This window comes from Tepidibacter aestuarii, from assembly GCF_934924865.1.
GTDB lineage: Bacteria > Bacillota > Clostridia > Peptostreptococcales > Peptostreptococcaceae > Tepidibacter_A > Tepidibacter_A aestuarii.
Map to the genome: position 1 here is coordinate 1,901,745 of NZ_OW235315.1, position 14,412 is coordinate 1,916,156.

A 14,412-nucleotide genomic window follows, 5' to 3' on the forward strand; every position below is an offset into this window, starting at 1 on the left:
CTAACTTTAAACTACTTAGAAATTTAATTCAATCAACGAATCGTAGAGTATATGTTTTTAAGAAGCTTTACATGCCCTTCTTATAAGGATCTATACAGAATGGATGCCTTCTACAGGATATCAGCATGAGTGTGCACCAGATATTGAAGTTTTTCCTCCAGGAGATATGACCGCTCCGGATTACAGATGTGAAATTTGGATTCCTATTAAGAAGTAAAAAGAGTAAAATAAACAAGAAATATAGACTCACAAAATTATCGAATTAATAGTGTATAGTAGCTTTCCAACTGAAATTGGGGCTACTATTTTTTTATATTTTACCTATAGAATCATTGGCATACAGTTAAACAAAAAAATAACATAGATTGTTTGAACATTTATACATTTCACCTCTTATTTTCACCTATGTGAAAATGTTTTTTAAAAAATATTAGTAATAATTGAAAAATTTCCAATTTAATGATATAATTACAGTCGTACTGTAAAACAAATATCAATCAGAACGTATTTTTTATATTTAAACTATATAATTACAGTTATACTGTAAAATAAATATTAAATAATATTATATTATAAAGAGAATTTTCTACAGGATAAATATTATTTCGATAATATTCAGTCTTAATACTTTATAGTACTAAGAAATTTAAGTAGATATTCTTTAAAAGATTGAATAAGTTTAGATTCATACGTTGTTATGCACAATCTCTTCTGTTTAGGTATATGAATTTTAAGTAACTAAAAATTTAACAATACCTTTTTTACAGAAGAATTGTATATATATAATTAGAAACTATATATAATAAATAGTTTCATAATTAGTAGTTATGCATTTTTAGAGTAGAAAAAGGGGGGTAGTAGATATTAGCAATAAGATAAAGTACGTTTTCTATAGTGAATTAACTGTTGGTTTTATGAAAACGATTTCCAAAAACGATAAGTGAAACTTATAAATTTATGTTAGGAGGAGAATTATGAGTGAAATTACAGTAAAAAATAAAAGACCTTTTGGTTTTTATGTTTGCTCTATCGCATTTGTGTTAGAAAGAATGGCGTATTATTCTGCCAAAGGTATGATGTTTTTCTTTATTTCTTATACTTTAATAACAGGTGGATTAGGTCTTACTAAAGTTGAAGCTGCACTAATACAATCAAATCTTGTTGCATTTACATATCTTGCACCACTTATCGGAGGATATATCACTGATAGATATATAGGAGCCAGATATTGTGTTCCAGTAGGACTACTTTTAATGGCTGGAGGATACTATGCTGGGTCAACTGCAACAGACCTTGCTGGTATGCATATGTTAGTAATACTTGTTTCTATAGGTACTGGTCTTTTTAAGGGTAACGTGTCTGCACTTACTGGGTCTTTATTTACAGATAAAAAACAACTAGACTCAGCTTTTTCAACACAATACTCTTTTGTTAATATTGGTGCTTTTATAGGTACTACAGTTCTAGGAGCTCTTTATATGACAACTTTTAAACAAGGTGATGTTTTAGGTTTTAGACCTGTTTTCCAAATCTGTAGTGCTATATGTGTAGTTAATGCTATTTGGTTCTTATTTGGTACAAGATTCCTTGGAGAAGTAGGAAAAAAACCATTTAAAGCTGGAAAGAATGCTAAAGAAAAAGTTGAAACTGAATCTAAACCATTAACAAAATCTGAAAAGAAAAAAGTTTTTGCTATCGTACTTGTATCTATGTTTTCAGTAGTATTCTGGGTGTTCTGGTACTTAACTTATTTAGCAGCTTATGATTACGGTGGTCAATTTATAAATATGGTTGTGAATGGATTTGAAGTTCCTCTTTTATGGTTTGATTCATTAAATTCATTTACATGTATTGCTCTTGGACCAGTACTTGGTGCACTTTGGTTTAAATTATCAAAAAGACCTCAAGGTGATCTTAGTTTATTTAAAAAATTAGCTCTAGGTCTTGGTTTCCTTGGTATAGCTTTCTTAATGCTAGTGTTTGCAGAAATTTCAAGAGGTGTTGGTGCAGATGCTACATCTAAAGCGAGCCTTATTTACCTAGTGGCATTTGGATTACTTTTAAGTATAGGTGAAATGCTATTCTCACCACTTGGTAATTCTTTTGTAACTAAATATGCGCCAGCTAGAATTTACTCTGTTTTACTTGGTGTTTGGACTTTTGCTACATTCTTAGCTGGAAAATCATATGGATATCTATATGCATTTGTTTCAAAATTCTCTGTAATACAAGCATATGTTGCGATTCCAATCGTTTTATTCATATGTGCAACACTTTTATTCTTCTTCGATAAAAAGCTAGTAAAATTGCTTGAAGATGAAGAAACGGAACAAACTGCATAAAGTTTTAAAGTAATAATTTGACATTATAATTTTATTTTTTAAAATGACTACTTTTTTCAAAGTAGTCATTTTTTTTGGCAAATTTTCATACTAATGAAAATCAGGTATAGGAATATTAATTAAGGAGTAATATAGAAAATAATTAATTATACATTTTGAGAATTAGTAAACAGAATAGTCATAAGATAAATGTTCATTAGAGTGTGCCCTATTAATGGTACAAGCATAACTTTATGTTAGTATATTATTGTAGACACACAAAGCCGAACACTTTAAAGTATAAATTTAAGTTATAAAAGGCATTCTGTTTTCATAGTTTGCTACTGATAGTATATTTGAGCATATGTAATAAGAGTATATGTATTAAACTTCTCTTAAAAAATATGAATAACTCATATGACTACTATTATTAATTTTTTACCAATTTTCATAATGTATTATATCTTGAATTTTCTTGCGAGGACGCTCTTTTGGTTCCTCATCTGCATAACCAACTGGAATAATACCTACTACATATTTGTCTGATGGTATATTTAATATTGGCCTGATTTCTTCTTGGGTAAACCACGCAACCCAACAAGTACCTAATCCTAAATTATCAGCTTCAAGCACTATATGTTCTATTGCAATAGATGTATCTCTAATTATAATCTTAAGCTCTGGCTGTGGACTATTCTCATCCAGTAATATATCTACATCATCATTTATTCTTGCACGTATATCTGCAACACACACTATATGAACTGGAGCAATTCTCATCCATTTTTGATCATGAGATGCTTCTGCTAGTTTTTGTCTAGTTAATTCTGATTTAACTACAATAAAGTGCCAAGGTTGAGTGTTACTACCAGATGGAGCAAGTCTTGCACTTTCAAGTAGCTGAAAAATTTTTTCATCCTCTACCGGCTTATCCATATATTTTCTTATACTTCTGCGCATTTCAATTTGTTTAATCATAACATTAACCTCCTATAGTTTTCTAAATTTATTTTCCAATATAAATGTCTATTAATATTCGCTTTGTTCCATATCTCTAAAATTTAATTTCATAAATTCTATTTAATTGCTTTAACTCTTCTTTAAATTTTTCTCGAATCCACAAAGGCTCCAAAATTTCTATACCATTAAAAAATCTAAAGGCAAGTGAAACATAAAAATCAGTATTAGTTGTTTTTACACCAATTATGTAACTATCACCATCTTCTCTAATTTCTCCATACTTAAAAAATACATAATCTTTTATATTAGGATATATATTCTTCTTTATTCTTAACTTTATAAGTATGCTATTTTTATTTTCGTAAGCATTTTTAAAACAGCAAGTACTATAATAATTTGTCATATTGAAATCCTCAGGTGAATCAAATACTTCATCTAATACAGAAATATTATTTATGCTTTCAATATTTAAATGAATCTTTGAATTACTCAACTCTGAAAATGCAACGATGTACCATATACCATCTTCAAACACAATACCGTAAGGTCTTATTATCTGCTCCTCTAGATTTTTAGGTATATTTCCATTATAAGTCACCTTTAATTTAAAGTTATGTTTAAGTGCCTGTTTTACAATATCAAAAACATAAGAATTTTCAATATTAATGTCATTAGATTTTATATCAAAAACTATTTTTTTTTGAACATCATCAAAATCTTTTTTAAAACATTCATTTACAATGTTTTCAATCTTTAAAAAAGCAGAGTTAGCAGAAGAAGCATAGCCTGGAATATTAATTATATCAAAAATCTTTTTAGATAGAAGTAAGGCAAATACTTCATCTTTATTAAACATTATTGGTGGTATGAAATAATCATCTAATATTTCATACCCACCTTCGCTACCTGGATAAGATATCACAGGTACATTGATTTCACTTAGAGCTTGCATATCTCTATAAATAGTTCTAATATCAACCTCGAAAATCTCTGATAATTCTTTTGCCGTCATTTTTTTCTTATTCTTTAAGGCTAAAATTATAGCCATTAGTCGTTCTATTTTTTGCATACTAAATCACCACTTATAAAAATGTACTTTTGACTCATTATATCTATTTGATGGTTCTTTTAGTTCCCCAGGATAGCCAATAGATATAATAGAAACAGGAATTATTTCTTCTGGTAATCCTAATATATCTTGAACCTTTTTAGTTCTTGTCTCTACAGGATATATACTAATCCAAACTGCACCGAGACCTTTTGCATGTGAAGCTAATAGTATATTCTGAGTAGCAGCAGAGCAATCTTGAACCCACAGATTAGGTTTCCCCTTATAAACATTTAAATCTGCACAAACTGCAATCGCTACAGAAGCACCCATAAGTGGAGTGGCAGCCTGCTTTGCCTCAACTATTTTACTCATTTGTTCTTTATTTCTTATAACTAAGAACTCCCAAGGTTGCATATTATTTGATGACGGTGCAGCCATTGCAGCTTTTAAAAGTTCTTTTACTATTTCATCAGAAACTTCCTTTTCCTCATATTTTCTTATACTTCTTCTTTCTAAAATAGCTTGTATAGTATCCATAATAAGGCCTCCCTATATTTCTTTTAAGTCACAAGTGATTCGTAACCTTTTGCGATCTTTACTAATTTCATATTAATAATAACATAATAACACTGACATAAACCTGTCAGTGTTATTATTAATATATTTTTTATTAACATTAGCTTCAAATGATTTTTCTCCTTTTAGTTCGTATATTTTCTCTTCCATTACCTGGATTGAACCAAACTCTTCTTACATTATTATATTTTCATATTTGTCCATCACCTAGGCTTCCTATTTCAAACAACGCTCCATCAAGCCCAGTTGCGCTGTTACGGCTACTATTATAATCAATATCCTTTAAAATCCATTTTCTACTTTTGAAACATCCTTAAAGTCCTTGTCTGTGACTCTGTTAAGTTCCTTGTCAATGAATGTGAATCTTTCGCTTGGAAGCCATGCTACTGCATAGTTTCCGCTATCAGAACTTGTTTATAGCTTTTTGAGACTCCATTTTTTTCTGAAATTAAGTGCCTCCAAATCGTCAACACATATGATATGTATTAAAAATTTCTACTATTTTAATGATAACCTAAACTCTACATCAAATTAACCCTGAATAACTTGCCATTTTATTTATTACTATCAATCTATACTTAAACTAACTTACTTAAAAATTCAATTTTAAACATTCTATATTTACCAAATGCTTTTTTAAAATATCTTTATTTCCCAAATCTATTTTTTCTTTTCTTATTAATTTGGTTATATAGCTTATATTATTTTTTATTAAATCATTATTTGTAATATCGCCATGGCTCTGTACGATAATATCTGCGCCTATTTCTAAATACAAAAAAAAATGATTTAGTATCCTCTTTCATTTATATCTATCTCACATTCTTTTTCTCCTAAGTCTTGAGCAAATCTTAATAAATAACCATCTGGATCCATAATTAAAAATTCTTTCTGTCCTATTAATTTATTATTTGCTCTATACCAATTCTCTTGCATTTTTATTTTAATTGGATAGTCATGTATTTTTTTGTATAATTCATCAACATTATCTACTGATATCTGAAAGTTAATTCCTCTACCGAAAGGATATGATAAACTTCCAGTCTCCCAATGCCCATTTATCTCTTCAATCATAATTTGAGAATCATTTATAGATATTAAAGCAAACTTATCATCTTTTCGTTCATACTCTAACTTAAATGAAAGAATATTTAAGTAGAAATAAAGACTTTTGTTTATATTTGAAACAGATAATTCTGGTATTAACCCATTAAATTTAAACATAATAATTCACCTCATTCCCATATATATCCTAATATAGCATATTTCCTATTTTTTGTATATTTACGCTATAAAAAAACAGTAGCTTTGATTGGCTACTTTTTTCATGATCTTTAGTAATAACTCTACAGTTATTTAGCACAGTTACCATATTCATCCCAAAATAAATTGAATTGCTAAAAAAGATGACTCCTGTTCAATACAGAAATCATCTTAGTAATGCTGCCTAGGCTTTTTTTAATTGTCCTTGACAAAAGGTACATTTAATTACATACTCTTTTTTATTTTTTTAATCCCAAATAAATCAACATAATTTTCTCTTGTTCCATTATATACCTTACACTGACTTTAATGTTCTACACTATTTTTAATAAGATCCCATACTTTTAAATTACATTCATCATCTCCAAAGTTTGGAATATTCCCTATTCTCCAGACAGAAATTCCCTTTACACCCATTAATCTAGCTAAATCCATCTTTAATCCTATACTTTTTTCATCTTCATACCATATTTTATTAGTAACATTATTATCTGAGTTATAATAAGTTATATATGGATTTTTTGATTTATTTCCATACTGTATTTTAATATTTCTCCCACTATCTTTTTCAGTTTTTATTCTATCAGCAATTTTATTGTAGTCTGGAGTATATGCTTTTTCATTAATAACTATATTATTTAAAGTTTTCCACTGGATAGAATCAAACGAAATTTGAAGCCATACCTTATCTAAATTAGATACTCCATAATCTTTATTTGTAATTTCACTTAATGCATAATAAATGTCTTTAATAGGAGCTGGTGGAGTCTCTGTATAACCTATATCCATTTCTTCTTTTGTTAAAGTTTTTGCTCCATAATCATGAGCCATTAATATTACCTTATCCGCAATTTCACCTATGCTTTTATAATCATAGCCTTTAAAGTTTGCTTTTGGATGCACTGCTACATACAATTTCTTATTTTCTTTATTTAGTTCATTCTTTAATTCACTTAAAAATTCATTAAGTGGTCTTTGAGAAGATTGATTTCTTAAATTTTCAAAATCAATAACAACTCCATCAAACGAAACTTTTTCTCCTTCTTTTTCTGTAAGAAGTATTTTGCTTATAATTTCTTTAACCACTATTTTTTTATTTTCAGGACTATTTATAATATATTCTACTAAACCAATATTACCTACTTTCATTTCATTACTTGCAAATACATTAAGCTGTACAGAAATATTATTTTCTTTTGCTTCATTTACTACATTAGAAAAATCATCTGGAAGCTTAAAGTTATTATTATTCTTATTTGTTGTATTTAGAATAATCTTTTTTTCGTTAGAATCATATTCTAATCTACTCCATCCAAAACTCATCGAATCAAATTTTTTCAAATCATTATTATTTTTTATTTCTTTAAATTGCCCATAAGAGCTTATAGCATAAAAGCCATGTAGTTCATTTATTTTGCTATTTATTTTTTCTTCTAATCTAGTAAGCATTGCTGCTGCTTGAGATCTTGTTGCACTGCTTTGTGGTTCAAATTTCTTATTTCCCATACCATTTATTATATCCATATCCTTAGCAATAAGAATATGTCCACTATTTTCATTTACATCGTCAAAAGGTTTAACACCTTTTAAATCAACCTCTATGTTTTTTGCAAGAGTATCATATCCTAAGCTTCTTATAATCATTATAGCCATTTCTTCTCTTGTTATTGCTTTATTAAAATCAGAGTTTTTATCAGATTCCATTATTATGCCATGACTTACTGCTGTTTCTATATAAGAATCATACCAATTAGAACTTTCTACATTTTTAGATACTAACTCCCAATTCATTATTCTAACTAAAAAAGCAATAAATTCACTTCTTTTTACTGTGTCATTTATACCAAATTCATTATCTCCTATTCCATTTGTAATGCCTTTATCCTTTAAATTATAAATATACTCCTTTGCCCAATAATCTTCTGGTACATCTTTAAAAGTAAAGTTTTCATGGCTTTGAGCAAAAGAAAAAATAGGTATCAATGTAAATATTAAAAGAAAGATTATAATATTTTCATTTGTTTTTTTATTCAAGTTTTCTCACCCCTTCTTATATATTTATCATATCATCTTTTTTTACATTCTTTCTATAGTTAATTTACTCCTATTTGCATAGCTCATGCTTTAATTTCATAATAATCCATAGTCGATGTCTCCGTGAAGCCGCAGGATTTATAAAGATTAAGGGCTTTAGAGTTTTCAGCAGCCACTTGAAGCATAACCTCACTCGCATTCGATTCTTTTAGCTTTTCTATAGCCATTATTAGAATTGCTCGTCCAAACCCTTTTCCACGATGCTTAGGTAATACGCCTAAGCCATAAATGCCACCAATCCCAGAGATCAATTGAAGATTTACTTTTCCAATGATCTGTTGATCTTTTTCTGCAAGATAGATCGTCATCCCCTTCTTTTCTTCCTCTTCGGGTAGTATCATGTCTTCATTTGATATGATCATTTCTACTTCTTCCGAAATGATATCTGCCTCATCATTAAAATAAATTGCATTTTGTCTAGCAATCTCAAGAGCATCTGCATTGCTCGCTTTTCTAAAAGTGATTCCATGTAACTTCTTTTTAAGTGATTCTAAATTACTTTCTTTGAGATACATTTCATATTCTGAATGCTTGTACTGTGCTCCAGTTCCTTTTATAAACTTCTGTCCAGAGTTTGACTTTCTGTCACTTAATAGAAGCATACTGCCTAAATTTCTTCGCTTCCACTCTGCTGTAACCAGTTTACTTAATGTCTTAAAAACACCTTGTCGTCGGTATTCAGGGTGCACCATACCATTCACTTCTATCGATGACCCTGCCCCTCCAAAACTACAAACCCCCATATAGCCAATAATCTCTTGTCCATCAAAATACATAAACTCATTTATGTTTTGAATACTAGAGATTTTACCATTTTCAAAGGTGATTCCCATTTTATAATCAAGCTCCAGCTTTAGAGCTGTTTGATCTTCGTGGATGCATTGTTCTTGAAGCTTATTGATCAAATCATACTCCTCATAATCAATGGTCTCCTTAAGTTTAATCCAAGGCTTCTGTATAGTTTTCATTCGAACACCTCCATAGTATTTTTATGATACCTTTAGTTAAGTAACTTATTCCATTATACAATATTTACCATATATTGTATTGAACTATTTTATAACAGAACAAAAACACTCCCGCCCAGCATGTCTACTCAAGTGGGTTAAGTCCATAATTTGACTAATCTATAATGAATCGTATACCTAGAGTCGAAGTAAATGCTACTTATTATTTTAGTACAACATTTTCGAGATTAATTAATTAGTATAAAGCTAATTTATGATAAAATTTAAATAGTAAGCGTTAAAAAAATAGAAAGGTAGTTTATACAAAATAATTCATATATATAGTAGCTATTAACGTTATAAATACTGCCATATAAGAATAAATAGAGTAGTTAATAAAAAATGATCTCCATTGTATTAATACTTATAATAAGTAACGTATTCTTTGTTATGTAATATTTTCCATTTGCTGTATCAATAGTCAAAAATGAAAATGTTAAGAATACAATTTACTATTTTTGTATTTAAACTCCAAACCACTAGAATTTATTCTACAGCTTTACTCTGCTCTTTTAAATTCATTTTTATTACTCCTCAAAAGTTATTTATTATTTCCTGAGAAATATTTATTTTATTTTTCTTAATTTTCTAATTTTTACAGTTGTAATCTGACCTTCTTTTTATATTGCTTTCTTCACACTATGTTTTATTATTTTAGTGATTACATATTTGTAATACGCATATCATATAAATATACTAGAAAAATTATGTTTTATTTATATTTAATAATTGGGGAGCGATAGTATGAATAATATTCAAAGAGTTCTGTTATCAATTTATCTACCTATAACTATTTTTATTCTTATTCTTGATAATCTCTATCCAGGAGAAAACCTTGTTAGTTATATCAAATTTTCCACTATCATAACGCTATTTTTAGTTGCTCTTCGTATTAAGAAAAAATATTATGAACAAAAATTTTTGAACCTATCCATTTTTTTTATAGTCATTGCGGATTTTTTCTTAGTTTTTTGTAACACTATTCCAGAATTGAGCAGAAGAGTAGTTTTCTACGGGATAATCGGGTTTATGCTAGCTTATCTATCTCTTATCATAGCTTTTCAGAAAAATTTTAAAATTGGTTCAGGTGAACTTTTAGCAATTGTACCTGTGCTTGGTATTTTTATACCAATATTTGTAAAGCTCTATCCCTATGTCCCAGGGGCAATGTTTTATGGAGTAATTATATTTGGCTTAGTGCTATGTTACATGGTCTGGACTTCTATTAGTACACTTTTTAGAGGATATTTCACTCCAAAGATTTCCCGTTATGTAGCACTGTCAGGGTTCCTTATGTTAGTATGTGATATGGGAGTTGCTAACGAACTATTCAACCCAGCTTTTGCTGGTCAGTTTGTGCCATGGCTTAAAAATATTATTTGGGTTTCATATATTCCAGCATGGACTCTTATAGTGTATATTTTAGCCGATGATAACCTATTACGTTAATATTTTAATCTCCTACTATTTGTTTTCAATCTTTCTATCGACTTCTTTTTTCAAATTCTTTTATCTGTTTATTCACTTCAACTCAATATTGAATAGTTCACTTAATGCAATAGGGACAGTTCTCCTGTCCCTTGTTTTATCTACTTCTATCAATTGCATAAAATAGTTTGTGCTATTCCTATAAGGTATTCACTTTCTCTGCGTATATAATTTATTACCGTCACTGCTACAGGGTTATCAGATACGGATTTACTCTCCTCTAACATTTGTTCTAGCAAATCTACAAATTGTTGACTTTGTTGTAAGGCAAAGTTAATCAAATACATTATTTGCTGATGCATTATAGGACCTAAATTTCCATTAGATCTAATTACTGTTTCAATATATCTTACTGCTCTTCCTTCAGTTTTATAAAAGTTTTTTTCAAACCCCTCTAGTTGTTTAACAAATTCATCTTCTAAGTTATTTACAATTTTACGTATAACAACAGTATGCTCAGCTTCCTGTCTTTTCCAAAATTCCATTTCATCTAAAGCCCTATGAATATTTTTTCTCCATAATAAAATCTCATAATATACCCCCTCATAAGTTCTTTGATTATAAAGGTTTTCGATTCATCCGAAAGCTAAAAGTTCTAAATCTACATCCTTTTAAGGGTAGAGATAAGAACTTAACAACTTCTGGATTAGCTTACCCAAAAGGGCACTTACGCAACTAAAAATTCAGTTGGAGTAAAGACTCCACCTGATTTAAGCTTTGCTTTATATTATTAGATATACAAAAATAACGTGTGTAATAATATTTCTTAACTACTTTGTATTTAGTGGTATACTATGTTTAAAATAAAGAAAAATAATATTCGTTTTTGGAAATATCATAAGGAGGTTTACAACTTGTACCATCAGCTTATTGATTCATTTTATAATAATAGAAATATTGAACAAGGTGAAAAAATGGCAGCTTATATGAAAGATAATTTTTCTTTTTTAGAAATACAAAAAAACAATCGAGTTCAACTTCAAAAAGAATTTATTAAACAAGCAAAAAAAGATAAAAACATTGATTGGGACTTTGTTTTTATGCTTTGGGATTTGCCAGCTGGGTAAAATCATTTATAAAGTCTAATCCACTACAACCTCTTAGCGTACGTGAAGCAAGCAAACACTTATAGTTTATATCAAAAAAATACACTACTTAATTTATAAGTAGTGTATTTTTTAACTCTATCTATTATTTATACAAGCTATTTTACTAACTGTGTCTTCAAATTCCTTCATAAGAGCAAATCCATTTTCTCTTAAAAACTTTTCTGCCATAAGCATCACTTTTAAATCTTTTTCTGTGATTTTTTCTTCGAACTCCTTATTTATTTTATTAGTTCTTATCCCCATATATCCTCACCTCTATTTTCAATTATACCAGAACATTAGTTCTTTAAAAATATAAATTTTTATATTAGAGGTTACTATACCTTTTTAATATAAATCTTCTACACTTAAATACCTTTCTCCAGTATCAGGAGCTATTACAACTACATTTTTTCCTTTTCCTAATTTTTTGGCTACTTCAATAGCTCCAAATATAGCTGCTCCACAAGATACTCCAACAAATATACCTTCTTTTTTAGCAAGTTCTCTTGATGTGTTATAAGATTCTTCAGTTGAGACAGTAATAACTTCATCTATTATATCTGTATTCAACACTTTAGGCACAAATCCAGCTCCTATTCCTTGGATCTTATGAGGTCCAGGACTTCCTCCAGATAAAACAGGAGAATCCTTAGGTTCTACTGCATAAACTTTAACATTAGCTATATTTTCTTTTAAAACTTCACCAATACCAGTTATAGTTCCACCCGTTCCAACCCCTGATACAAATGCGTCTATATTAGAATCTAAATCTTTAATAATTTCAAGAGCTGTTGTTTTTCTATGCATATTAGGATTATCCATATTTTCAAATTGGCTAAGAATTACATAATCATCATTTTCGTTAACGAGTTCATTAGCTTTATCTATTGCACCCTTCATTCCTTTTGATCCATCTGTAAGTACAATTTGAGCTCCATATGCTTTTAATATTTTTCTTCTTTCCACACTCATTGTTTCTGGCATAACTAAAATAACTTTATATCCTTTGTATGCTCCTACCATGGCAATTCCTATACCAGTATTCCCACTAGTTGGTTCAACTATAGTATACCCAGTTTTTAATTGCCCTTTTCTTTCCATTTCTTCTATCATATTAAGTGCTACTCTATCTTTAACAGAACCTCCTGGGTTAAAAGATTCAAGCTTAACATAAATGTTAGCCATATCTTCATTAACTAATTTATTAAGCTTTATGATAGGAGTATTTCCTATAAGCTCACCTATATTATTATAAATCACAAAAATCCCTCCTTATTTTTATTAGAATACTTTATTAAATAACATAATTATAATTTATTATTTACAATATCAAAATAATAATTAACCTTATTTTTCAAAATAAAAATCATATTTTATAATTTTTCATCTACCCTAATTCCATTTCTTTTTACTATTTTTCCTGGAATTCCTACAACTGTACAGTTTTCAGGAATATCTTTTAATACAACTGCATTAGCTCCAATTTTTGAATTATCTCCTATGTTTATAGGGCCTAATATTTTTGATCCTGCTGATATTATAACGTTATTCCCTACAGTTGGATGCCTTTTTCCTGTATCTTTTCCTGTTCCTCCTAAAGTTGATCCATGAAAAATAGTAACATTATCTCCTATTTCTGCGGTTTCTCCTATTACTATACCCATTCCGTGATCTATAAAAAGTCCTTTTCCTATTTTGGCTCCAGGATGTATTTCTATTCCAGTTAAAAATCTACTTATAGTAGATATTATTCTAGCTATAACAAATAAATTTTTATTATATAAAAAATGTGAACATCTATGAATTAAAATAGCATGAAGACCTGGGTAATTAAGTATGACCTCAAATGTGCCTCTAGCTGCTGGATCCTTTTCTTTAATAACATTTATTTCCCTAATTATAGTTTGCATAGTAGTTCCTCCCCAAATAATTTCTAGCGTCATTTTTATTAATCTCACTTATCAATATGATAATTATACCAATATGATATATCATATTGATAAAAATATCAATATATTTTTTAGTATTATCTCTTTTTCTAGTAATAATTTTCATTTCATTATTAATAAACTAGCTTTTATGCATCAAAAAAACAATGCTATTAAAATATTTATAGTATTTTAATAAACATTGTTTACTTAAAGATTATTTAATTTTATCCGAAAGTTAAGAGTTTTAAGACTCCACCTTCCTAAGGCTATAGATAATAACTCTATATCTTCTGGATTAGTTTAACTAAAATTTTCACTTTATGTCAAAGATAACTTTATCCACAAATTTCTTAGAGTAAAATCAAAATTTTTACATAAAATAAATTAGATTATATATAAAGGAGATGTTTGTATGGCTGGTAAAAACAAACAATTTAATAAACAGGATAAAAAGATTGCAGAAAAAATAGAAAATATGAATCTAGAGACTGGAAATGAACTGCGTGTAGATGAATATCAAACAAATGTTGGATACAGAAAGCAGAATAATAAGCAAGGCCCAAAGGCAAGAATAGATCAGTAAAAAAATAGGAGCGAGAGCTCCTATTTTTTTACCTTATAAATTTTCTG

The 14,412-nt window shown here is 28.6% G+C and carries 16 protein-coding genes; 5 read left to right on the forward strand and 11 right to left on the reverse strand.

From position 1 onward, the window contains the following. Window positions 1-82 precede the first annotated feature (82 nt). The gene (locus tag M2214_RS18350) at window positions 83-217 is read left to right on the forward strand and encodes a GyrI-like domain-containing protein (RefSeq protein ID WP_334302873.1); all 135 of its coding nucleotides are present in this window, start codon (window positions 83-85) and stop codon (window positions 215-217) included. Window positions 218-974: 757 nt separating this feature from the next. After that, the gene (locus M2214_RS09445) at window positions 975-2,342 is read left to right on the forward strand and encodes a peptide MFS transporter (protein ID WP_248476672.1); all 1,368 of its coding nucleotides are present in this window, start codon (window positions 975-977) and stop codon (window positions 2,340-2,342) included. Window positions 2,343-2,759: 417 nt separating this feature from the next. Here M2214_RS09445 and M2214_RS09450 read toward each other — a convergent pair whose 3' ends face one another. The 7 genes from M2214_RS09450 to M2214_RS09480 all read right to left on the reverse strand — a co-directional run bounded on the left by M2214_RS09450 (window position 2,760) and on the right by M2214_RS09480 (window position 9,233). After that, window positions 2,760-3,299 (reverse strand): nitroreductase family protein, encoded by a 540-nt coding sequence (locus tag M2214_RS09450; protein WP_248476674.1) that lies wholly within the window; start codon window positions 3,297-3,299, stop codon window positions 2,760-2,762. Window positions 3,300-3,375: 76 nt separating this feature from the next. Beyond that, window positions 3,376-4,350, reverse strand: coding sequence for a helix-turn-helix transcriptional regulator (locus M2214_RS09455; protein WP_248476676.1), 975 nt, complete (start codon window positions 4,348-4,350; stop codon window positions 3,376-3,378). A 6-nt stretch (window positions 4,351-4,356) separates the two neighbouring features. After that, window positions 4,357-4,869 carry a nitroreductase family protein gene (locus tag M2214_RS09460; protein WP_330651478.1) on the reverse strand — a complete coding sequence of 171 codons (513 nt, stop codon included), beginning with the start codon at window positions 4,867-4,869 and terminating at the stop codon, window positions 4,357-4,359. Window positions 4,870-5,500: 631 nt separating this feature from the next. Beyond that, the gene (locus M2214_RS09465; RefSeq protein WP_248476678.1) at window positions 5,501-5,686 is read right to left on the reverse strand and encodes a hypothetical protein; all 186 of its coding nucleotides are present in this window, start codon (window positions 5,684-5,686) and stop codon (window positions 5,501-5,503) included. 11 nt (window positions 5,687-5,697) lie between these two features. Continuing rightward, the gene (locus tag M2214_RS09470; RefSeq protein WP_248476680.1) at window positions 5,698-6,132 is read right to left on the reverse strand and encodes a bleomycin resistance protein; all 435 of its coding nucleotides are present in this window, start codon (window positions 6,130-6,132) and stop codon (window positions 5,698-5,700) included. A gap of 345 nt (window positions 6,133-6,477) precedes the next feature. After that, entirely contained in the window at window positions 6,478-8,205 is a 1,728-nt protein-coding gene (locus M2214_RS09475) for an S-layer homology domain-containing protein (RefSeq protein ID WP_248476682.1), read from the reverse strand. Window positions 8,206-8,288: 83 nt separating this feature from the next. Then, on the reverse strand, window positions 8,289-9,233 hold the full coding sequence (locus M2214_RS09480) for a GNAT family N-acetyltransferase (protein ID WP_248476684.1): 945 nt from the start codon (window positions 9,231-9,233) through the stop codon (window positions 8,289-8,291). Window positions 9,234-10,016: 783 nt separating this feature from the next. Between M2214_RS09480 and M2214_RS09485 the strand changes: the two genes are divergently transcribed. Further along, window positions 10,017-10,721 (forward strand): lysoplasmalogenase family protein, encoded by a 705-nt coding sequence (locus M2214_RS09485; RefSeq protein WP_248476687.1) that lies wholly within the window; start codon window positions 10,017-10,019, stop codon window positions 10,719-10,721. 149 nt (window positions 10,722-10,870) lie between these two features. Here the strand turns inward: M2214_RS09485 and M2214_RS09490 are convergent, their stop codons facing one another. Then, a complete protein-coding gene (locus tag M2214_RS09490) occupies window positions 10,871-11,335 on the reverse strand; it encodes a DUF2935 domain-containing protein (RefSeq protein WP_330651587.1) in 465 nt (154 codons plus the stop codon). A gap of 219 nt (window positions 11,336-11,554) precedes the next feature. On the opposite strand from M2214_RS09490, the gene M2214_RS09495 reads away from it, so the two are divergent. Then, window positions 11,555-11,827, forward strand: a complete 273-nt coding sequence (locus M2214_RS09495; RefSeq protein ID WP_248476691.1) for a DNA alkylation repair protein — start codon at window positions 11,555-11,557, stop codon at window positions 11,825-11,827. Window positions 11,828-11,944: 117 nt separating this feature from the next. Here M2214_RS09495 and M2214_RS09500 read toward each other — a convergent pair whose 3' ends face one another. The 3 genes from M2214_RS09500 to epsC all read right to left on the reverse strand — a co-directional run bounded on the left by M2214_RS09500 (window position 11,945) and on the right by epsC (window position 13,761). Further along, window positions 11,945-12,112 carry a hypothetical protein gene (locus M2214_RS09500; RefSeq protein WP_248476701.1) on the reverse strand — a complete coding sequence of 56 codons (168 nt, stop codon included), beginning with the start codon at window positions 12,110-12,112 and terminating at the stop codon, window positions 11,945-11,947. A gap of 84 nt (window positions 12,113-12,196) precedes the next feature. Next, a complete protein-coding gene (gene cysK / locus M2214_RS09505; protein ID WP_248476703.1) occupies window positions 12,197-13,111 on the reverse strand; it encodes a cysteine synthase A in 915 nt (304 codons plus the stop codon). 113 nt (window positions 13,112-13,224) lie between these two features. Further along, window positions 13,225-13,761 (reverse strand): serine O-acetyltransferase EpsC, encoded by a 537-nt coding sequence (gene epsC / locus M2214_RS09510; protein ID WP_326521593.1) that lies wholly within the window; start codon window positions 13,759-13,761, stop codon window positions 13,225-13,227. 433 nt (window positions 13,762-14,194) lie between these two features. On the opposite strand from epsC, the gene M2214_RS09515 reads away from it, so the two are divergent. Then, entirely contained in the window at window positions 14,195-14,365 is a 171-nt protein-coding gene (locus M2214_RS09515) for a hypothetical protein (protein WP_248476705.1), read from the forward strand. The last annotated feature ends 47 nt before the right edge of the window (window positions 14,366-14,412 follow it).